Source organism: Paenibacillus vietnamensis, assembly GCF_020169515.1.
GTDB classification, from domain to species: domain Bacteria; phylum Bacillota; class Bacilli; order Paenibacillales; family Paenibacillaceae; genus Pristimantibacillus; species Pristimantibacillus vietnamensis.
In genome coordinates this window covers 154,059-173,407 of sequence record NZ_JAHMHW010000002.1, presented here as the reverse complement: position 1 = coordinate 173,407, position 19,349 = coordinate 154,059, and the positions used below count along the sequence as shown (strand labels likewise).

23 protein-coding genes are annotated in these 19,349 nt (G+C 51.9%); 18 read left to right on the top strand and 5 right to left on the bottom strand.

The genetic code is table 11. The features are described from left to right. Nucleotides 1-127: 127 nt before the first annotated feature. The 5 genes from KP806_RS05785 (at nucleotide 128) to metG (ending at nucleotide 3,835) form a co-directional block, all read left to right on the top strand. On the top strand, nucleotides 128-328 hold the full coding sequence (locus tag KP806_RS05785) for a hypothetical protein (RefSeq protein ID WP_224722626.1): 201 nt from the start codon (nucleotides 128-130) through the stop codon (nucleotides 326-328). A gap of 35 nt (nucleotides 329-363) precedes the next feature. Further along, nucleotides 364-588 carry a hypothetical protein gene (locus KP806_RS05780; RefSeq protein ID WP_224722625.1) on the top strand — a complete coding sequence of 75 codons (225 nt, stop codon included), beginning with the start codon at nucleotides 364-366 and terminating at the stop codon, nucleotides 586-588. A 75-nt stretch (nucleotides 589-663) separates the two neighbouring features. Beyond that, nucleotides 664-1,101: a Fur family transcriptional regulator gene (locus KP806_RS05775; protein WP_224722624.1), complete on the top strand. Its 438-nt coding sequence runs from the start codon at nucleotides 664-666 to the stop codon at nucleotides 1,099-1,101. 17 nt (nucleotides 1,102-1,118) lie between these two features. Then, on the top strand, nucleotides 1,119-1,358 hold the full coding sequence (gene yidD, locus KP806_RS05770) for a membrane protein insertion efficiency factor YidD (protein WP_224722623.1): 240 nt from the start codon (nucleotides 1,119-1,121) through the stop codon (nucleotides 1,356-1,358). Nucleotides 1,359-1,846: 488 nt separating this feature from the next. Continuing rightward, nucleotides 1,847-3,835 (top strand): methionine--tRNA ligase, encoded by a 1,989-nt coding sequence (gene metG, locus KP806_RS05765; protein ID WP_224722622.1) that lies wholly within the window; start codon nucleotides 1,847-1,849, stop codon nucleotides 3,833-3,835. A 167-nt stretch (nucleotides 3,836-4,002) separates the two neighbouring features. Here the strand turns inward: metG and KP806_RS05760 are convergent, their stop codons facing one another. After that, nucleotides 4,003-5,325, bottom strand: coding sequence for an ISNCY family transposase (locus KP806_RS05760; protein ID WP_449589905.1), 1,323 nt, complete (start codon nucleotides 5,323-5,325; stop codon nucleotides 4,003-4,005). A gap of 181 nt (nucleotides 5,326-5,506) precedes the next feature. Here KP806_RS05760 and KP806_RS05755 point away from each other — a divergent pair, with 181 nt between their 5' ends. From KP806_RS05755 to KP806_RS05740, 4 genes are read left to right on the top strand one after another with little or no spacing between them, the layout of a single operon-like run. Next, nucleotides 5,507-6,511 carry a metal ABC transporter solute-binding protein, Zn/Mn family gene (locus tag KP806_RS05755; protein WP_224722620.1) on the top strand — a complete coding sequence of 335 codons (1,005 nt, stop codon included), beginning with the start codon at nucleotides 5,507-5,509 and terminating at the stop codon, nucleotides 6,509-6,511. 44 nt (nucleotides 6,512-6,555) lie between these two features. Continuing rightward, complete coding sequence (locus KP806_RS05750; RefSeq protein WP_449589904.1) at nucleotides 6,556-7,395, top strand: metal ABC transporter ATP-binding protein; 840 nt, start codon at nucleotides 6,556-6,558, stop codon at nucleotides 7,393-7,395. Next, complete coding sequence (locus KP806_RS05745) at nucleotides 7,376-8,185, top strand: metal ABC transporter permease (protein WP_224722618.1); 810 nt, start codon at nucleotides 7,376-7,378, stop codon at nucleotides 8,183-8,185. Before KP806_RS05750 ends, KP806_RS05745 begins: the two co-directional genes overlap by 20 nt. A 20-nt stretch (nucleotides 8,186-8,205) precedes the next feature. Then, nucleotides 8,206-8,919, top strand: coding sequence for a cytochrome c biogenesis CcdA family protein (locus KP806_RS05740; protein WP_224722617.1), 714 nt, complete (start codon nucleotides 8,206-8,208; stop codon nucleotides 8,917-8,919). Between the two features lie 16 nt (nucleotides 8,920-8,935). On the opposite strand, the gene splB is transcribed toward KP806_RS05740, so the two are convergent. Next, on the bottom strand, nucleotides 8,936-10,003 hold the full coding sequence (gene splB, locus KP806_RS05735) for a spore photoproduct lyase (protein ID WP_224722616.1): 1,068 nt from the start codon (nucleotides 10,001-10,003) through the stop codon (nucleotides 8,936-8,938). A 210-nt stretch (nucleotides 10,004-10,213) separates the two neighbouring features. Between splB and mntR the strand changes: the two genes are divergently transcribed. Beyond that, complete coding sequence (mntR, locus tag KP806_RS05730) at nucleotides 10,214-10,636, top strand: transcriptional regulator MntR (protein WP_224722615.1); 423 nt, start codon at nucleotides 10,214-10,216, stop codon at nucleotides 10,634-10,636. 133 nt (nucleotides 10,637-10,769) lie between these two features. Here the strand turns inward: mntR and KP806_RS05725 are convergent, their stop codons facing one another. Both KP806_RS05725 and KP806_RS05720 read right to left on the bottom strand, forming a co-directional pair. Continuing rightward, a complete protein-coding gene (locus tag KP806_RS05725; protein ID WP_224722614.1) occupies nucleotides 10,770-11,087 on the bottom strand; it encodes a hypothetical protein in 318 nt (105 codons plus the stop codon). A gap of 31 nt (nucleotides 11,088-11,118) precedes the next feature. After that, nucleotides 11,119-12,081, bottom strand: a complete 963-nt coding sequence (locus tag KP806_RS05720; protein WP_224722613.1) for a DUF1385 domain-containing protein — start codon at nucleotides 12,079-12,081, stop codon at nucleotides 11,119-11,121. A 217-nt stretch (nucleotides 12,082-12,298) separates the two neighbouring features. On the opposite strand from KP806_RS05720, the gene KP806_RS05715 reads away from it, so the two are divergent. The 5 genes from KP806_RS05715 (at nucleotide 12,299) to KP806_RS05695 (ending at nucleotide 16,404) form a co-directional block, all read left to right on the top strand. Continuing rightward, a complete protein-coding gene (locus tag KP806_RS05715) occupies nucleotides 12,299-12,805 on the top strand; it encodes a YqhR family membrane protein (RefSeq protein ID WP_224722612.1) in 507 nt (168 codons plus the stop codon). A gap of 92 nt (nucleotides 12,806-12,897) precedes the next feature. After that, a complete protein-coding gene (gene aroQ / locus KP806_RS05710; protein WP_224722611.1) occupies nucleotides 12,898-13,341 on the top strand; it encodes a type II 3-dehydroquinate dehydratase in 444 nt (147 codons plus the stop codon). Nucleotides 13,342-13,364: 23 nt separating this feature from the next. After that, the gene (locus tag KP806_RS05705) at nucleotides 13,365-14,438 is read left to right on the top strand and encodes a M24 family metallopeptidase (RefSeq protein ID WP_224722610.1); all 1,074 of its coding nucleotides are present in this window, start codon (nucleotides 13,365-13,367) and stop codon (nucleotides 14,436-14,438) included. Nucleotides 14,439-14,468: 30 nt separating this feature from the next. Then, the gene (efp, locus tag KP806_RS05700; protein WP_224722609.1) at nucleotides 14,469-15,026 is read left to right on the top strand and encodes an elongation factor P; all 558 of its coding nucleotides are present in this window, start codon (nucleotides 14,469-14,471) and stop codon (nucleotides 15,024-15,026) included. A gap of 124 nt (nucleotides 15,027-15,150) precedes the next feature. Continuing rightward, nucleotides 15,151-16,404, top strand: a complete 1,254-nt coding sequence (locus tag KP806_RS05695) for an aspartate kinase (RefSeq protein WP_224722608.1) — start codon at nucleotides 15,151-15,153, stop codon at nucleotides 16,402-16,404. Between the two features lie 143 nt (nucleotides 16,405-16,547). Here KP806_RS05695 and KP806_RS05690 read toward each other — a convergent pair whose 3' ends face one another. Then, nucleotides 16,548-17,258 (bottom strand): 2-phosphosulfolactate phosphatase, encoded by a 711-nt coding sequence (locus KP806_RS05690; RefSeq protein ID WP_224722607.1) that lies wholly within the window; start codon nucleotides 17,256-17,258, stop codon nucleotides 16,548-16,550. Between the two features lie 152 nt (nucleotides 17,259-17,410). Between KP806_RS05690 and KP806_RS05685 the strand changes: the two genes are divergently transcribed. The 3 genes from KP806_RS05685 to spoIIIAB all read left to right on the top strand — a co-directional run bounded on the left by KP806_RS05685 (nucleotide 17,411) and on the right by spoIIIAB (nucleotide 19,346). Continuing rightward, a complete protein-coding gene (locus KP806_RS05685; protein WP_224722606.1) occupies nucleotides 17,411-17,677 on the top strand; it encodes a YqhV family protein in 267 nt (88 codons plus the stop codon). 104 nt (nucleotides 17,678-17,781) lie between these two features. Continuing rightward, nucleotides 17,782-18,831 (top strand): stage III sporulation protein AA, encoded by a 1,050-nt coding sequence (spoIIIAA, locus tag KP806_RS05680; RefSeq protein ID WP_224722605.1) that lies wholly within the window; start codon nucleotides 17,782-17,784, stop codon nucleotides 18,829-18,831. After that, the gene (gene spoIIIAB, locus KP806_RS05675) at nucleotides 18,828-19,346 is read left to right on the top strand and encodes a stage III sporulation protein SpoIIIAB (protein WP_224722604.1); all 519 of its coding nucleotides are present in this window, start codon (nucleotides 18,828-18,830) and stop codon (nucleotides 19,344-19,346) included. The genes spoIIIAA and spoIIIAB overlap by 4 nt, the downstream gene beginning before the upstream one ends. Nucleotides 19,347-19,349: the final 3 nt, after the last annotated feature.

Here is a 19,349-nt window from a genome sequence, read left to right as displayed (position 1 = left end):
TCCCGCGCGGGCATGCGCTCTTATTTTTGTCACGAAATCGACAGGGTTTGCCGCTGGATTATGTCGGATATATCCCTTATAATGGCTAGTGAACGTGCGCATATTTGGAAATAAGGGAGTGTATCCGGTGTCATTAGTCGATGTAAGCAGTGTATCTGCTACTTTATTTATACTTGGAATCGTTTTTTTGCTGCTCATTTTCGGATTGCTCAGCTTCGGGATTCTGAGGATGTTTCAGCAGAAGTTCCGCTCCGGATGGCTTAGCTTCGGCGGAGCGGTCATCAGCTTTGCGGTGTTTATGCTCATTTTGAATAAGTGGTACCTATAGCAGGTCTATAGAACGCTGCAATAGGAGGAATAGGCTTGTTTTGGACTCTCGTATGGTTTCTCGTTAATCTATTATTCGTTGCTTCCGCGATTACGTATTTATTTATGCATCGGGCTTACACGGAGAAGAAAAGGGAGACGGACGACGCGATCCTGCTCGATCGCCTGAACCGGCGGCGGAAGCTGGCCGGTGCGCTCAGCATCCTGTTGTTCATCGCGATGGCTGCCGCATTTATGACGAACATGCGCTTGAACGGTTAGACGGCTCTCATTGACGAGAGCTTTTTTTTTCGTCATTATGGAGATAGACAATTATTAGTTTCGGAGGTTCGGCTCATGCATACGGTGGAAGACATACTAAGACGGATGTCCAGTCAAGGCTTGCGGATTACGGATCAGCGAAAAACGTTAGCCAGACTTTTTTCGGAGACGCAGGGTTACTTGGCTCCGAAGGAAGTATACGAATACATGGGCAAATCTTATACGGGCCTCAGCTTCGATACGGTATACCGGAACCTGAGAGTGATGGAAGAGCTGGGCGTATTGGAGCAGGTCATCTTCGAGGACGGCGGCAAGTTCAAGCTTCACTGCAGAGAGCATGACCATCATCATCATATGATTTGCCTGCAGTGCGGGAAGACGTACCCGATTACGTATTGCCCGATGGAGCAAACGGCCGTTCCGGACGATTTCCGCGTCGTGAAGCATAAATTCGAGGTATTCGGCTACTGCAGGGAATGCGAGATCGATGAGCCGGCAGACGGCGGCCAATAATGGGCGGCGGACGGGTCATGAAGCGTGTAGCGCAGGCTCCCGTACATTTTTACCGCAAAGTGATTTCCCCGCTGACCCCGCCCTCGTGCCGGTTTTATCCGACCTGCTCGATGTATGCTTTGGAGGCGATCGAGAAGCACGGAGCGGCGAAAGGGGCTTGGCTCGCGGCGAAGCGGATCGCCCGCTGCCATCCGTTCCATGCGGGAGGCTACGATCCCGTTCCGCCGGCTTCTGACAATAGGAAGTCTGCTCCTTGACAGAGCCGTCTTTCATTCGGTATATTTTGAAGAAGAAGCAGCCATATATATCCTATGAACGGATAAGTACGATCGAATTCCTTTCGCAGAGAGTCGGGCAAGACGGTGCAAGCCGACAAAGGAAGCTATCGGAAGATGGTCCTGGAGGATTCGTTTTCGAGCCGCGGCGGTCAGCCGGGTAAGGGGACGGCGCGATGCCGGCGTTATCGGCAACATTGCCGCCAAGCAGCGGCACACGAAGCAGTCGTCAGGCTTGCCGTTAACAGCGGCCGGATGATTGAAATTTGGGTGGTACCGCGTGAGCTTCAGCTCTCGTCCCATGTTGGACGGGAGTTTTTTGCGTTTTTTTGGAAATATAAGAAAGTATAAATTTTACCTTATACGATGCTTATATTTCACCGCGAAACGGGCTTATGCCGCAAAGACGGCGTCAGCCGTTTATGCTTGAAAGATTACGCTTGACGTTTCTATTATTAGGAGGGTTTAGGATGAGTGATAAAAAGACGTTTTATATTACGACGCCAATTTATTATCCGAGTGACAAGCTGCACATCGGCCATGCGTACACGACGGTTGCCGGCGACGCGATGGCGCGCTACAAGAGGCTTCGCGGTTACGACGTATGGTATTTGACGGGCACGGACGAACATGGTCAGAAAATCGAGCGGAAAGCGAAGGAAAAGGAACAGACGCCTCAGCAATTCGTAGACGATATCGTCGTTGGCATCAAAGAGCTTTGGCGGAAGCTGGAAATTTCAAACGACGATTTCATCCGTACGACCGAGGAGCGGCATAAGACGGTTGTCGAAAAAATTTTCGCCCGGCTGCTGGAGCAGGACGATATTTATAAAGGCACGTACGAAGGCTGGTACTGTACGCCTTGCGAGTCGTTTTTCCTCGAACGGCAGCTCGACGACGGCAAATGCCCGGACTGCGGCCGCCCCGTAGAGCTGGTGAAGGAGGAAAGCTATTTCTTCCGGATGAGCAAATATGCCGACAGGCTGCTGAATTATTATGAAGAGCATCCGGATTTCATCCTGCCGGAGTCGCGCAAAAACGAAATGATCAACAATTTCATCAAACCGGGCCTCGAGGATTTGGCGGTGTCCCGTACGACGTTCGATTGGGGGGTCAAGGTGCCGGGCGATCCGAAGCACGTCATTTACGTCTGGATCGACGCCTTATCGAACTATATTACGGCTCTCGGCTACGGGAATGAAGGCGCGGACGACAAATACCGCAGCTTCTGGCCCGCCGACGTCCATCTGGTAGGCAAAGAGATCGTCCGCTTTCATACGATCTACTGGCCGATTATGCTGATGGCGCTGGACCTTCCGCTGCCTAAGAAAGTGTTCGCGCACGGCTGGCTGCTGATGAAGGACGGCAAAATGTCGAAGTCCAAAGGCAACGTGGTCGATCCGGTCATGCTTATCGACAGATACGGGCTTGACGCCCTTCGTTATTACCTGCTGCGCGAAGTGCCGTTCGGAGCAGACGGGACGTTCACACCCGAAAATTTTGTGGAGCGGATTAATTTTGATTTGGCCAATGACCTCGGCAATCTGCTGAACCGCACCGTGGCGATGATCGACAAATATTTTGACGGCTCTATTCCGCCGTTCAAAGGTCAAGTAACGCCGTTCGACGAATCGCTGCAGAGGCTTACCGTAGAAACCGTTGCCCAAATGGAAGATGCGCTGGAGCGGATGGAATTTTCCGTGGCTCTCGCTTCTTTGTGGCAGCTGGTCAGCCGTACGAACAAATATATCGACGAGACGCAGCCGTGGGCGCTTGCAAAGGATGAGGCGAAATCGGCGGAGCTGGCTTCGGTCATGCATCATCTCGCAGAAGCGCTGCGGATCGTATCGATTTTGCTGCAGCCGTTCCTGACGCATGCCCCGCGCGAAATTTGGAATCAGCTCGGGCTGGCGGAAGGCGGACTGACGTCCTGGGAGAGCACCAAGCAGTTTGGAGCGATTCCGGAAGGCACGAAGGTCAACAAGGGCGCTCCGATATTCCCGAGGCTGGACGTAGGGGAGGAAGTAACCTTCATAGCTGCGGCAATGGGCGGAGGCGCGCCTGCAGCTGAGGCTGCCGGAGAGCAGCCTGCTCAAACGGCGGAAGCGGAAGCTAAGCCGGCTGCAGACGGCAAGGAAGAAATCGGGATCGACGATTTTGCGAAGGTCGAGCTCCGGGTGGCGCAGATCATCGCGGCCGAGCCCGTGCCGAAGGCCGACAAGCTGCTTAAGCTTCAGCTTGATTTGGGCTATGAACAGCGCCAGGTTGTATCGGGCATCGCCAAATTTTACACGCCGGAGCAGATGGTCGGACGCAAGGTCATTTGCGTGACGAACCTGAAGCCCGTCAAGCTGAGGGGTGAATGGTCGCAGGGCATGATTCTTGCGGCATCGCACGGTGATCAGCTTACGCTAGCAACCGTTCCGGACGACATGCCTAACGGGGCTGTCGTGAAATAACGGCAGATCGCTAGAAGCGGATCGTATAAAAGATAAGTTACAAGCTGCGTCCTTTGCCATGGCAAAGGACGCAGCTTGTTTTCGTTCTCGCGAACAGGTGTCAAACGTCTGAGAAAATGTCACCTTAACTGAGCTAAGAAAATGTCACTTTTTGAGTAGAGGGCCACCTACCAGATGGCCTCTACAAAATGATTGTGCTGTGAATAAGCAACTTCTTGGAATGACGTTTTTTTTGTGTTACGCTTAGTGCTGCTGGTACTATACGTGGTCTTCCACGGATGTTCCTTGGCGGGTTTGCGTGGCTGCGCAGAACTCGCCTTTTTCGTTTGCTCTTTTCGATCTCGTTTTTCTGTCTTTTTTAGTAATACCGCTTGTCCTTGGTGCCACATTACAATTTCTCCAGTAAGCGTTTCTCGTACTTCAACCGTGCTTTTAGCGTCAAATCGCTGAGAAGAAGGTTCAGCTAATGTGTAGGTTACCCCGCGGTAGGAGAGGGTGTTACCAGCTCCTAGCTTACGATGCTCTCGAAGCGTAAACACATAGTTGAGCTCGATGTGCTTTTGAAGCTGCACATAGGCGGATTCAGATGATCGTGGAGCCACAGAAAACTGCTTGTTATGTTTTTGAATAAGCTTAGGCAACGCCTTGTTTGCAGCATCTAGTGTCTGGATGCCCATCAACCGTAATTCAATGACAAGACGGTCTTGAAGCGTCAGCCAGAGACGTTCGATCCGGCCTTTTGCTTGCGGTGTAACGGCCTTTATATGCTCAATATTAAGCTCACACATAGCTTTTCCGAAGCTGGAGAGTGGCTGGATTTCACCGGCAAGCTCTTGTTCCACGGAAAGTTTCTCATTAGGTGAACGGAAGATGGTGTGCCTGTCACTATAAAGTCCAAGTGGTAAACCATAATGATTAATGCCTTGCTGCATCACCAAGGAGTAGCCTTCACGGCATTCATGAGGCCGGAATACGGCACCGACGACAATGCCTGTAGCGTCATCAATTGCGGCATGCAGTGCAAAGGCTGGAGCCCGTTCTTCAAGCCATGCGAAGGGGGTTGCGTCGATTTGCCAAAGCATGCCCGCTTGTGCTCTGCGTTGGCGAGGTTGATGAGTCTTATTGCGACGTCTTTGCTTGGCTTGCTTAAGGCCTTTATCCAACAGAACTCGTCGTACGCTGGAACTGCTTAGATGTAGATCTTCATGTTCTTTCAAAAGCTCTGCAAAGTGACAACTATTGCTGCCGAGATACTTGGCTGTGTATAACGCTGCAGCTCGTTCTTTGACTTCATCGCTTAATGCATGTTTGGGCTTCTTTCCCCGATTCTGGTGAGAAATGCCCTTTGCTCCTTCTGCTTGATATTTTTTCTTCAGTCGAATAAGTTGTCTCTCAGACAGCCCCAGTGAAAGGGCTCCTTCTCTGTTTGTCATATGTCCATCCATAACTTTTTCCACCACTAAAACCTTTTTCATCTCTGCTCTTGTCAATGTCATGATCTCCTGTCCCATAGTGACATTATCTCAGAACAGTTATAGGGTGACATTATCACAGAAGAACAACACGTTCTCGCGAACAGGTTGACAGTCTATTTTTCACGTCGTATAATACAAAACGTAATAATAACGATTACGAACAAACGACTGATAAGAGATTGGAGAGAAAGGCTTTATGAAGGAAATACGGATTGATAAAAGGTTCATCGCGCTAAGCCTGATGCTAACGGCTATGCTGCTCTTGGCGACTGCATGCGGTAAACATACGAATAACGGTGAAGCGCCGGCTAATGCGGCGGAAGAAGGCGGGGGGGCCGATGCACAACAGATAAGCGTCGTCACGAGCTTTTATCCGCTGTATTTCCTGGCTGCGGAAATTGGCGGCGAGCATGTAAATGCCGTCAACCTGGTCGCGGCGGGCGTCGAACCGCATGATTGGACGCCGAAGAGCCGCGATCTGGATACGGCTTCGAAAGCGAAGCTGTTTCTTTATCATGGTGCTGGTCTGGAAGGCTGGGTGGACGATTTTCTGGACGGCTTGTCCAAGGACAGCCAGGTTGCAGCAAAAGCGGCAAGTACCGGAATCGAGCTGATTGAAGGCGCCGGTGAAGAAGAGGCGCATGAGCACGAAGACGGGGCGGAGAATCATGATCATGAAGGCGTTGACCCTCATACCTGGGTTAGCCCGAAATCTGCGCTCAAGCTCGCGGAAAACGTGAAAAACAGCCTGATCGAGGTCGACTCGGCAAACCAAGCGGATTACGAGCGGAATTATGAAGCGCTGAAGCAAAAGCTGGATGCGATCGATAAGGATTATGCAGCTAAGCTGAGCCAGGTTACCGATAAGAACATTGTTGTCTCTCACCAGGCTTTCGGTTACCTTGCCCGCGATTACGGCTTGAACCAAGTGGCGATTATGGGTCTTAGCCCGGAAGCCGAGCCGCGCGCTCAGGATTTGCTTCAAATTGCAAATTTCGTGAAAGAGCATAACGTAAAATACATTTTCTTCGAAGAACTGGTATCCGATCAGTTGGCGAATACGCTGGCTGCTGAAGCGGACGTGCAAACGATGGTGCTGAACCCGCTTGAGGGCTTGACGGCCGAGCAGGCAAAAGCGGGAGAGACGTATCTTTCGCTTATGGAACGAAACTTGCAAAATCTTGTGCAAGCATTACAATAGAACAAAAGGCAAACTGGGCGGAGCTGTTTCAGCTCCGTATTGCTATGAGGAGAGATAATATGGCAAACAGCAGCCTGTCGCCAAACGCCGCAAGCTGTCATCAAGAGGTCATCTCCTTGGAGGACGTTTCTTTTTCCTATCAACAGCAGAAGGTCATCAGCGGCTTGAGCTTCGCCGTGAAAGAACGGGACTTCATCGGCCTGATCGGCACGAACGGTGCCGGCAAAACGACTTTGCTGCGTATGATCGTCGGATTGTTGAAGCCTGCCAGCGGCACGATCCGATTGTTCGGAAACAACGTGGACAAATTCAAGGAATGGGAGAAAATCGGGTACGTCCCGCAAAAAAATTCATTTAACCCGCTATTCCCGGCTACCGTCCGCGAGGTTGTGCTGTCCGGCCTGATCGGCCGGAACAAGCTGTTCAAAAAACTGACTAAAGCCGATTATAAGAAGGGCGAGGACGCGCTGCTGGCGATGGGAATAGTCGATCTTAAGGATAAGCGGATCGGTCAGCTGTCGGGCGGGCAGCAGCAGAGGGTTTTTTTGGCCAGAGCTTTGATCAACAATCCGTCGCTGCTTATTTTGGATGAACCGACGGTCGGTATCGATACGGAAACGCAGGAGAGCTTCTTTCATATGATCAAGCATATGCATCAGCATCATAACATGACTTTCCTCATGGTTTCGCATGATCTGGATATGATCCGTTCTTACCTGGGCGAACGTCCTGCGGCGCAGAACGGCAAACTGAAGTTTCATATCAAGCATTCGCACGAAACGCAGGATTGCGTGGAGAAGGATTTGGCGCACAGCCTGAAAGGGCTCAGGGAGCAAATGGAAAGCGGGAAAGAGGTTGTTTTGATTGGAGATCGTAACTCTTGAATTTTTTCAGCGGGCGCTGGTCGGCGGACTGTTAATCGGCGTCACCGCTCCGCTGATGGGGTTGTTTCTGGTGCTTCGCAGGCTGTCCATGATCGGGGACACCTTGTCGCACGTATCGATTGCAGGCGTTGCGCTTGGCTTTTTAATTGGCGTTTACCCTGTAGCGGTCGGACTCATCTTTGCCATTGCCGCTTCTTTCGCGATAGAGAAGCTGCGCAAAGCGTACAAAACCTATGCGGAGCTTTCGATCGCGATCATTATGTCGGGCGGCGTCGCTTTAGCCTCGCTGCTTTTTACGATGGGGAAAGGCTTTACGATGAACGTGAACAGCTATTTATTCGGCAGCATTTTAACGCTTAACCGTACGGACTTGTATCTGATCGGAGCGGTAACGGCTGTCGTCCTTATCGTCATCTGGCTGCAGGTGAAGGAGCTGTTCCTGATTACGTTCGACGAGGATGCGGCGGCGGTCAGCGGCTTGCCCGTCAAATTTTATAATGTTATGATTAGCGTGCTGACCGCGCTTGTGATCAGCGTCTCGATTAAAATCGTCGGCGCGCTGCTCGTTTCCGCACTCCTTACCATTCCGGCGGCTTGCAGCCTTATTGTCGCGCGCAGCTTTCGGCAGAGCGTCATAACGGTTGTCGTGATCGGCGAGCTTGCCGTTCTGATCGGGCTTCTTATCGCGGGCGTATGGAACCTGGCGCCAGGCGGTACGATCGTTATGTTCCTGATCGTTGTATTATTAATGCTGCTGCTCATTCGCCGGGGCGTACGGGCCGGCAGCTGATGGAACCGGGGTGACAACAGATGTCCGACATTAATACTCTGCTGGCGTTCGGCGCCGGCTTCGCTTCGTTCATATCGCCATGCTGTCTGCCTCTTTATCCTTCTTATTTATCGTACATAACGGGGATTTCGGTGACGGATTTGAAGGAAAACGCGAACGCAAAGGAAAAACGAACCCGAACGATGTCACATACGCTTTTTTTTATTTTAGGTTTTTGTACGGTGTATTACGCTTTAGGCTACGGCACAAACGCTTTTGCCGAGTTTTTCAGCGAATACAGGCAATTGATCCGGCAATTATCCGCGATATTAATCATTTTGATGGGCTTGTTTCTGATCGGCTTGTTCCAGCCTCAGCTGCTTATGAAGGAACGCAGATTTAATCTGATCCCGAAGAAAGCGAATTACGTCAGCTCTTTCGTGTTCGGGATCGGATTTTCGGCCGGCTGGACGCCTTGCATGGGACCCGCCCTAACGGCCATTCTGGGCTTGGCTGCTACGGAGCCCGGTACGTGGTTCCAGCTGACGACTGCTTATGCGTTAGGCTTTGCGATTCCGTTTTTTGTGCTGGCCTTTTTCCTTGGAACGGCAAGGTGGATCTTGAAATATTCCTCGACCGTCATGAAGATAGGCGGCGCCGTCATGATTCTGATGGGCATTTTGCTCTTCACGGATCAGATGACCAAAATTACGATTTGGCTAAATTTGATTACGCCGGAGTGGCTTGCGTTTTAAGCTGTACCGATACGTTTTAAGTGAAATACTCGATCTTCGCTTCAGGAAAATGATCGAAGATGCGCTCCGAAATAAACATGCGGAGCGCATTTGCTTGTTCATCGGGATATACATACTTTCCCTGGCCCCAGCGCCCCCATTTATATTTCCGTTTTTCGATATCCATCTCCAGCTTTGTACGGGGGTACCTTTTTTCAATGACGGACTTAGCGGTTTTTGTGAACCGGTGCTGAATCAGCTCAAAGGTCAATTCCTTTGCAGCGTCTTTCGGCAGAGCAGAGGCAAGCGAAGAAACAAGCTCGCTATAGCCTTCCTCCCACCCGTCGTGCCAAATGATCGGAGCAATGATAAAGCCTATCGGATATCCGGCCCGGGCAGCCTTTGCCGCTGCTTCGATGCGCTGCTCAAAGCGGGATGTAGCCGGCTCGAAAGCTTTGATGACGTATTTATTGTTGACACTAAACCGTATTCTCGTATGACCGTTATGTTTCGCGTCCAGCAGGGAGTCTAGATGGTGAAATTTCGTTACGAACCGCAGCCTTCCATGCTCCTGCCGGCCCATAAATTCAATAAGCTCACGCAGGCTGCCGGTTATTGGTTCGAGCCCTACCGGGTCAGAGGTGCATGCCGCTTCGAAGCGGGTTATTTCGGGTTTTCTTTCATCGATATAACCTATGGCAGCGCCGAGTATATCGTCCATATTGACGTATACCCGAATGTACGGTTTGGCGCCAAGCGTCGTCTGTAAATAGCAGTAATGGCAGTGAGCCATGCAGCCGGTTGCAATAGGGATTGAATATTCGGCTGACGGCTTTGACGTATCGAATTTCAACGTTTTCCGGATGCCGACGACGAGCGTCCGTTTGGCGATTTTATACTGCTCAAGCTCCGTTTCTCCAGGAAGGTTCGTGATCCTGTTATGGGAAGTTGTCATGCGATAAGGTATGCCTTGCTGCTTGGCCCACTCGAAGATCCGTTGACCCTTTGGGTAATCGAGCGCCGCCGGTTCAAAGTAGACCAGCTCGGGTACAAATGAAAGGGCGGAGCGTTCCGTATTCTTACGATCAGCTGCTAAAGTGCTCATCGCCAATCCTCCTTGAGATGTATGATTGGATTATTGTTTGAATGGAGGCGGCCGTATAAACTGGTGAACTGATGGGAGCTGTAAAATGCAATCTGGCTATTCGAACAGGTTGCATGCAAGCAGGTTGCAGAGCGAGTTAAGGACAGTGTATGATACATAGAGTAACGCCTTAAGCAACGAGGTGAAGAAGTAAGGTTAGGGGGTTCTTCAGTGCCGACACCGAGCATGGAAGACTACTTGGAACGAATTTATAAGCTTATTGATGAAAAAGGCTATGCGAGAGTTTCAGACATAGCGGAAGGGCTTGAAGTACATCCGTCCTCGGTGACGAAGATGATTCAAAAGCTCGACAAAGACAATTATTTAATCTATGAGAAATATCGGGGACTGGTTCTTACCAATAAGGGCAAAAAAATGGGGAAAAGACTGGTTGACCGCCATCAGCTGCTTGAATCGTTTTTAACGATGATCGGCGTTCAGGATGAGAACATTTATCAAGACGTCGAAGGCATCGAGCACCATCTCAGCTGGGATTCGATTACGTGCATTGAGACTCTTGTCGAATATTTCCGCCGCGATTCCCAGAGGCTGGACGAGCTTCGGGCCGTTCGAGCAGAGCTCGATAGCGATTAATACATAGCGGTCGCGCCTAAGCGGTCGTTATTTGCAAGGAATGCACCCGAACCGCTGCCGGTTCGAAAAAGAAAAGGCTGCCCGCTGTCCTTTCGGACAACAGGCAGCCTTTCGTTATTTCCGATCCTTTATCTTAATGATATTTAGGCAATTCATCGTCGTCCTTGCCGCCGTCAATGACCCGGAACGGTACGGTTTTGGAACGGGTCTTGCCTGTTTTGGATTTCGAGGCGGCTGTCCGGTTTGGCTTGGCGTAAGTGCGCGAAGCTCCGAAGCCCGCTCCTTTTAGGAAGGAAGGCGGATACTTATACAGGAGGAATATGCCGCCTAACACGACGATCGGAATAATAAAAGCGCCGGGGCTTTGAAGCGCGCTGGTAACAAGACCGATAACGAGCAACGCCATAATCGTAATAGACCACACATTCCATCTGTTCGACATTCTTCCCATAATAAAGACCGCCTTTCCTGATCAATAGTTGTTATTTCATTTGTCCGTCGAGCTCGCGCATCCGGTTAAAGGAAGCGATGGAGACGGCGACGTGCTCGTCGCGAGGCTCTTTTGTCGTCAGCAGCTGGAGCCAGAGCCCCGGATACCCAAGATAGCGGAGAACGGGTATGTCCCGGAGAGCATTTGTCCAGCGCAGCACCTCGTAGGACAATCCAAGCACGAGAGGCAGCAGCAGAATACGGATGTAAATACGCTCCCAAATCGTATCCCAAGTGAAGATCGGCAGCGAGTAGACGATAACGCCTACGATGACCGTGAATACGATAAAACTGGAGCCGCAGCGGTAATGAAGCCTGCTGTACTTTTGCACATTGTTGACTGTGAGTTCTTCGCCCGCTTCATAGGCGCTGATAACCTTGTGCTCGGCGCCGTGATATTGGAACAGCCGCTTGATGAGCGGAGTTAACGAAATAAAATATAAGTAGGTAAGCAATAACACGATTTTGATTAGGCCTTCCAATAAATTATGCCCGACCTTATTGTCGAACACGCCGGCAAACAGCAATTCTTCGATCGCAGCGGGAGCAGCCGTAAAAATCAGCTTTCCGAAAATAAAGGACAGCACGCCTGCGACGGCTACGCCTACGATCATGCTGAGGCTCCAGCCTTCCGATTTCTTTTCTTTCTTCGGTTCGGCAACCGATTTGGTATCTGCCGCAGATTGTTCGCCGGCTTCGTCCTCGGCGTATGCTTCCATCGAGAAGTTCAAATGCTGCGAGCCTTTGGCGCTTGAATCGATAATGCCGACAACGCCCCGAACAAGCGGGATTTTTTTCAGGCCCTGAACCCAGCGCTTCGTCGTACGCGGTACTTCGTAAAACACAATTTCGTCGTTCTTGCGCCGGACAGCCGTTACGTTAACGTGTTTGCCTGCAAACATCACGCCTTCGATAACCGCTTGTCCGCCGTACAGATTTCGGGAGTCTTGCGGCAAGAGCTGGTCACCTTCCTTGATCGAGGTAACGTCCGCCGATGAAGCGGCGGAGCACCTATGACATTTTGTATGTCTATTGTACTTGATCTATCCGCCATTTGCCACCGCGAACTAGCCGGAAAGCATGATGGATGGATGGGAATGGAGGGTTATCGCAAGCCTTTTTTTCACATACTAAATTTCAGCTTACGATAATTCAGGCGGGAGGCAAAATGGAATGGAAAAACATAAGAAGCAAAACGACGATTACACGCCGCGGCATCATACGAATCCCTGGCTGTTTTCGCTTAAAATCGGTTTTTTTGCCGGGCTGATCTGGGGCACGGTGCGCTGGCTGTTTTATGAAATGAAATTTACGACCGAGCTGCCCGGCTTTGCGGCGGATCCGTTTTTTCACAGGTCGTTTTTAAAAAGCTTCTGGGGAATACTGATCGGGATCGGCAGTTTTGCGATCATTTCGATAGTCGCCGCATTGCTGTATAAAGTCGTGCTCGGAAGGCTGCGCGGGCCCATTCCCGGCATGATATACGGCGCCGCCTGGTGGGCATTGATTTTTCTTGCGATCGGGCCGTGGATGGGGATAACCGAATGGGTGACGAGAGCGGGCTGGAATACGCTGTTCACCGAGCTGTGCGTGTTTATTTTATGGGGCGTATTCATCGGGTACTCGATCGCTTTCGAATACACGGACGAAGCGTCGCGCGAGCCGATTCACGCCCATTGACGACTTCCACTTCTCAAGCGGCGGGCAATTGTGGTAAAATGGCTAATGGAATTTGAAGCCATGACGGTTTTCGCTCTATGGGAGGGGCATGCATGCACAAAATTATTGTTTTAAACGGTCCGAACCTCAATATGCTCGGCATTCGCGAGCCGGGAGTGTACGGAACCGACACGCTTGCATCCATCGAGTCGCTCTTAAGGGCAAAAGCGGAGGAGCTTGGCGTCCAGATCGAATGTTTCCAAACGAATCATGAAGGTGAAATGATCGACCGGATCCATAGCGCTTACGGACAAGCCGACGGCATCGTCATTAATCCCGGGGCTTGGACGCACTACAGCTATGCTTTGAGGGATGCCCTAAGCACAGTTGGATTGCCGGTAATCGAGGTTCATATGTCCAATATCCATAAGCGGGAGGCTTTTCGTCACGTGTCGGTCGTCACCGCGGTTGCGGTCGGCCAGATAGCGGGCTTCGGCTCCCACAGCTATGAGCTTGGCCTGACGGCGCTAGTTCGTCATTTGCAAAAATCGCAATAGCAAATCGGGAAGGGTGAGCGGAGATGCCAAACGGGAGAGTAACGCGGCTTCGCGGACTGCTTGCGGAGCGGGGCTTTGAAGCGATATTGATCGGAAGCGGGTACAACCGGCGGTACATAAGCGGATTTACCGGATCGTCAGGCATGGTCCTCGTAACGGACTCGGACTGTTATTTGCTAACCGATTTCCGTTATCGGACACAAGCGCCCGAGCAGGCTCCAGGCTTCAAGATCGTCGAGCATGGAGCGAATCCTATGCAGGACGTTAAGGAGTTGCTTGCCCAGCACAAGATCAGCAAGCTTGCTTTCGAGCAGGATCACGTCGTTTACAGCCAGTTTGCGTCCTGGACCGAAACGCTCGCAGGCATCGCGCTTGAGCCGGCGTCCGGCCTGGTAGAGCAGCTGCGCATGATCAAAGAGGAAGCTGAGCTGCAGGTGATGCAGGAGGCTGCCGAGCTTGCGGACAAAACGTTCCGTCATATTCTGAACATTATCCGGCCCGGCGTCCGTGAGAAGGATATTGCATTGGAGATGGAGGTTTATATGCGCAGCCATGGCGCAACGTCCTCTTCGTTCGATACGATCGTAGCTTCGGGAGAGCGCTCCGCGCTGCCGCACGGCGTGGCAAGCGACCGCGTGATCCGCGAGAACGAGTTCGTCAAGCTGGACTTCGGCGCTTATTATAACGGTTATTGCTCCGATTTGACGCGGACTGTCGTCGTCGGCAAGCCAGAGGATAAGCACCGGGAAATTTACGATATCGTGCTGGAAGCACAGCTGCATGCGCTGTCGTCGATCAAGCCCGGCATGACCGGCCGCGAGGCGGACGCGCTGGCACGCGATGTCATTGCGAAATACGGGTACGGCGATTTGTTCGGTCACGGGACAGGCCACGGTCTGGGCATGGAAATCCATGAAGCGCCGCGCCTGTCGAAATTAAGCGATACGATTTTAACCCCCGGCATGACCGTTACGGTAGAACCCGGCATATACGTTCCCGGCTTCGGCGGGGTGCGCATCGAGGACGATATCGTCATTACGGAAACCGGTATTAAAATATTAACCTCATCCCCGAAGGAATTTACCGTTCTGGGCTAAGGCACTAATCATTTCAGGAGGGAATCAGCAGTGATTTCAGTAAACGATTTTAAAACAGGCTTAACCGTACAAGTAGACACCGATATTTTTACCGTGCTTGACTTCCAGCACGTTAAACCGGGCAAAGGCGCGGCATTTGTCCGCTCCAAACTGAAAAACCTCCGCAACGGCAACGTTGTTGAGAAAACGTTCCGCGCCGGCGAAACGATCGGCCGCGCGATTATCGAGAACCGTGAAGTACAATACCTATATAACTCCGGCAATGAATATACGTTCATGGACAATGAGACTTACGACCAATTCACTCTGGACAAGGACCAGCTCGAATGGGAGCTTAACTTCCTGAAAGAAAATATGAACGTTAATATTTCGAGTTACCAAGGTGAAATTCTCGGTATTCAAATGCCTAACAGCGTCGATCTGAAGGTTGTTGAAACCGAGCCGGGCGTAAAAGGTAACACCGCGCAGGGCGCTACGAAAAACGCCAAAGTCGAAACGGGCCTTAACGTACAAGTTCCGCTTTTCATCAACGAAGGCGACGTGCTGCTGATCGATACACGCGAAGGCAAATATATTTCGCGCGCATAGATAACCGAAGGAAACCGTCCGGCATACCGGGCGGTTTTTTTGCATGCGGTTATATCCAATCTTATATTTGCTGTGATATAATATTGTCTTGTATGTATATGTCCAGGTTAGGAGTGAATCAGCTTTGTCGTTGATAGTGATGAAGTTTGGCGGCAGCTCCGTTGGAACGCCGGAGCGGATGCAGCGCGTTGCGAAACGCATAATAGAGAGACAGCAGGAAGGCAACGATATCGTAGTTGTTGTTTCTGCGATGGGAGATACGACTGACGATTTAATCGACCAGTCTAAGCTGCTGAATCCGAATCCGCCCGCGCGCGAAATGGATATGCTGCTGACGGTTGGCGAGCAAATATCGATCGCATTGCTTTCGATGACGATCAATCAAACGGGCCACGGCGCCGTATCTTTTACCGGCTGGCAAGCGGGTATCCGCACGGAAGCGGTACACGGTAAAGCGAAGATGACGGAAATCGATCCGGAGCGCGTATTCGCGGCTTTAAAGGAAGGGAAGGTTGCGATTGTCGCGGGCTTCCAAGGCATGACTCCTGAAGGCGAGATCACGACGCTTGGCCGCGGCGGCTCCGATACGACGGCGGTTGCGATGGCTGCGGCTATGAAGGCGGATGTTTGCGAAATCTATACGGATGTCGACGGCGTCTATTCGACCGATCCTCGTGTCGTGAAAAATGCGCGCAAGCTTAATGAAATTTCTTATGATGAAATGCTTGAGCTGGCTAATCTGGGTGCGGCTGTTCTGCATCCGCGCGCGGTGGAATATGCGAAGCATAACAATGTGAAGCTTGTCGTACGCTCAAGCTTTACCCATAATGAAGGTACAAGTGTGAAGGAGGAAGCGGTCATGGAGCAAGGCGTGGTCGTCCGCGGTATCGCGTTTGACAAAAACGTAGCAAGAATCAGCATTTTGGGCGTAGAAGATATTCCCGGAGTACTCGCGAATGTATTCGGCGCACTGGCGAATAACGGGATCGACGTCGACATCATCGTACAGAGCGGCGTACAGGACGGCAAAGCGGATTTCTCCTTTACGGTATCCGGCGATGACCTGAATAAAGCCATTGCCGTCATCGAAAGCAATCGCAGTGCCGTTCCGTATCGCGAGCTGACTTCCGAAGCGGATCTGGTTAAAGTATCCATCGTCGGCGCCGGAATGGTCAGCAATCCGGGCGTTGCCGCGAAAATGTTCGCTTCGATCTCCTCGCTCGGCGTAAGCATCAAGATGGTCAGCACGTCGGAAATTAAAGTTTCCTGCGTGATTTCCGCCGAACCGCTAAATGACGTAGTACGTGCTTTACACACGACTTACGGATTGGATACGGCTGAGCAGGTATTTGTAGGCGGTCCGCAGGATCGCAGATAAGCCAAACTAAGAACAAGGTTGCCCTTACGTCAGATTAATTGACGCGAGGGCAACCTTTTTTAATGCTGCCAAAGGCCTGCAAAGAACCGGGCTGCGCAAAGATGCAGCTAACGGTTCCAGCGTATCCCCCGTTTGCGCTTGGATCAGGACCTCGTCAAAATATCCCCTTGCAATCTAGGCACGTCGCTCAATACATCGAGAGACGAACACGCTTCAATATCCCGCTTCATGCCAAGCTTTATGAGCCGCTTGCCGGAATTTCCGCTCAAAATGGTGTCCAGAATGCTGGAGGAACGATTCCGGTACAAAGCAAGCATCGCCGTTCCGAAATCATCCATCTCAACAGGCGCGCCGCCCAAAGAATGGAGCTTATCGAGCACTCGCCCGGCGCAAATGCCGTCCTCGATAGCAAATTCATCATGGCTGCCGGCGCATAGAATAACGACATCCCGCCTTAAATCCAGGGCCATCCGAGCGCATGCTTCCGTATTCAGCAAGGAAGCGGTTAACACATGATCCGCCCGCATCGCCTTATGAATAGCTCTTGTTCCGTTCGTAGTCGTAAGTACGATCCGTTTGCCCCCGACAACCCGCTCCGTATACTCTTCCGGCGAATTTCCAAGATCGAAGCCGGCGATTTTCCTGCAGAAGCGCTCGCCCCCCAGCAAATCGCCCGGCCGCTGCAGCGCCTTCGCTTCCATGACGGTTTCGGCGGGAATGACGCATAAGGCCCCTGCCGAAATGGCCGTTGCGATCGTGCTTGTTGCCCGAAGCACGTCGATAATAATGGCTGTTTTGTGGTGAAATCTAGCAGAGCTTGCTTCATTTACGCTCGAAATTACCTGCACCTGCATTGCGTTAAACCGCCTTTCGATTCGGCATAAGCTCGTTATGCACCAATTGCTCCACTATATGCTATTACCTTTAGGCAGGTGCCCGGCATGAAAAAGAGACAAGCGTGCATATAGTTATAGGACAATCTTTATGTGGAAGGGGATGTTCCGTCTTGCTGAATAAAATCGTTATGACGATGGCGACGCTCAGGCTGACATCGGGCACGATTGAAATTTTCGCAGCGCTCCTGATGCTCCGGTTAAATCAGATTGATAAGGCGCTTGTGGTCAATTCTTCGCTTGCGCTAATCGGTCCTCTCATTTTGATTGCGACGACCACGATAGGTCTTGTCGGGCTGTCGGATAAGCTGTCGCCTTCTAAGTTTCTATGGGTAGCAATGGGCGTAATTTGCCTGATGATCGGAATTCTGAAAAAATAGCAGATTGCCAATCTAGCAAATTTAAGTGCGGACGAGTCATATTTTCACTGTACAAGCATACAAATAGGAACTACGAAGGACAAACATCAGGGAGGGATGAACCCATGCTCGCACGCATTGTGCATCTGCTTCCTTTGGAGCTGAAGACGCTGCTTGAAAAGCTGCCCGAGTCATTACAGGAGCAGCTGGAAGAGATTCGAATACGCGAGGGAAGGCCGCTCGAGGTCTGCTTTCGCGGACAGTCCAGATTTATGACGCTGGACGGTTCAATGAGACAAACCGCAGATGCCGCATTTAAGCCTACTTCCGACACTTGCCGCAAGCTGCTTGAGCGCATCACGAATTATTCCTTATACGCGATGGAGGAGGAGCTGAGGCGGGGGTTTATTACGGTATCGGGGGGTCACCGCATCGGACTGGCCGGCAGAACGATTTTGGACGGCGGTGTCGTCAGGGGGATCCGGGATATTGGAGGGTTCAATATACGGGTAGCGAGGGAAGTGATAGGCGCAAGCGCCAATTTGCTTCCGAGACTGCTCGACCGCAGCCGAAAAACACTGCATTCAGCGCTCATTCTCGCTCCGCCGCAGCAAGGGAAGACGACGCTTGTGCGCGATATTGCCAGATCGGTCAGCTACGGCTTGTGGCCAAGCCCGGAAGCAGGCTCCTGGCAAGGCCGCAAAGTCGGCATCGTGGACGAACGCTCGGAGATCGCGGCATGCGTACGAGGAATTCCCACTTTTGATGTAGGGCCGAGAACGGATGTGATGGATGCCTGTCCGAAGGCGGAGGGCATGATGATGATGCTGCGCTCGATGTCGCCCGAGGTACTGATCGCCGACGAAATCGGCAGGCCGGAGGACGGCGAAGCGATCCGGGAAGCGAGCCATGCCGGCGTCAGCGTTGTAGCGACTGCCCATGCTTATGATCTGCAGGACGCCCGGGGGCGGCCGGTGCTCCGCAAGCTTCTGGACGATGGCGCATTTACTCATGTAGTTGAGCTGAAGCGGACGGAGCAGGGGATCATGCACCGTGTCGTGTCCGCTGAAGCACCCGGCAGGAGCGCCGCGCGCGAGCAGCCGCAGACTCCGCAGCGGACAGCCGTAGGAGCCGTCCATTCCCTGCTCGGATTGCACAGAGCTGATGATCCATGATCAAGCTGCTAGGAGCCGTATTGATTTTATTCGCGGGAACGATGATCGGTTTTCAGCAAGCAGCCAGATTCGCGGAACGTCCCAGACAGCTGCGGCAGCTTGCACATGCTCTTCAGAGATTGGAAACGGAAATCGGCTACGGCCATACGCCGCTGCCGGAAGCGCTGGAACGGACGGCACTCTCGTCACCTGAACCGCTCGCCGGCCTGTTTCGCAAAGCGGCAACGGGCATTTGGGAAACCGAAGGCTTGACGTTCCGCGAAAGCTGGGAGCGCGCGGTGAAGTCGCAATGGCCGGAAACGTCGCTGCGCATGAACGAGCAGGCCGTGCTGATCCGTCTCGGATCAACGCTTGGAATTAGCGATAAAGAGGATCAGATGAAGCATATCCGGCTAACGCTGGTTCAGCTGAAGGCGGAAGAGGACGCAGCGAGAGACGATCAAGGACGTTACGAGAAAATGTGGAAAAGCCTCGGTATTTTGATCGCTGTGCTGATCGTCATTTTGATGGTGTAGTGG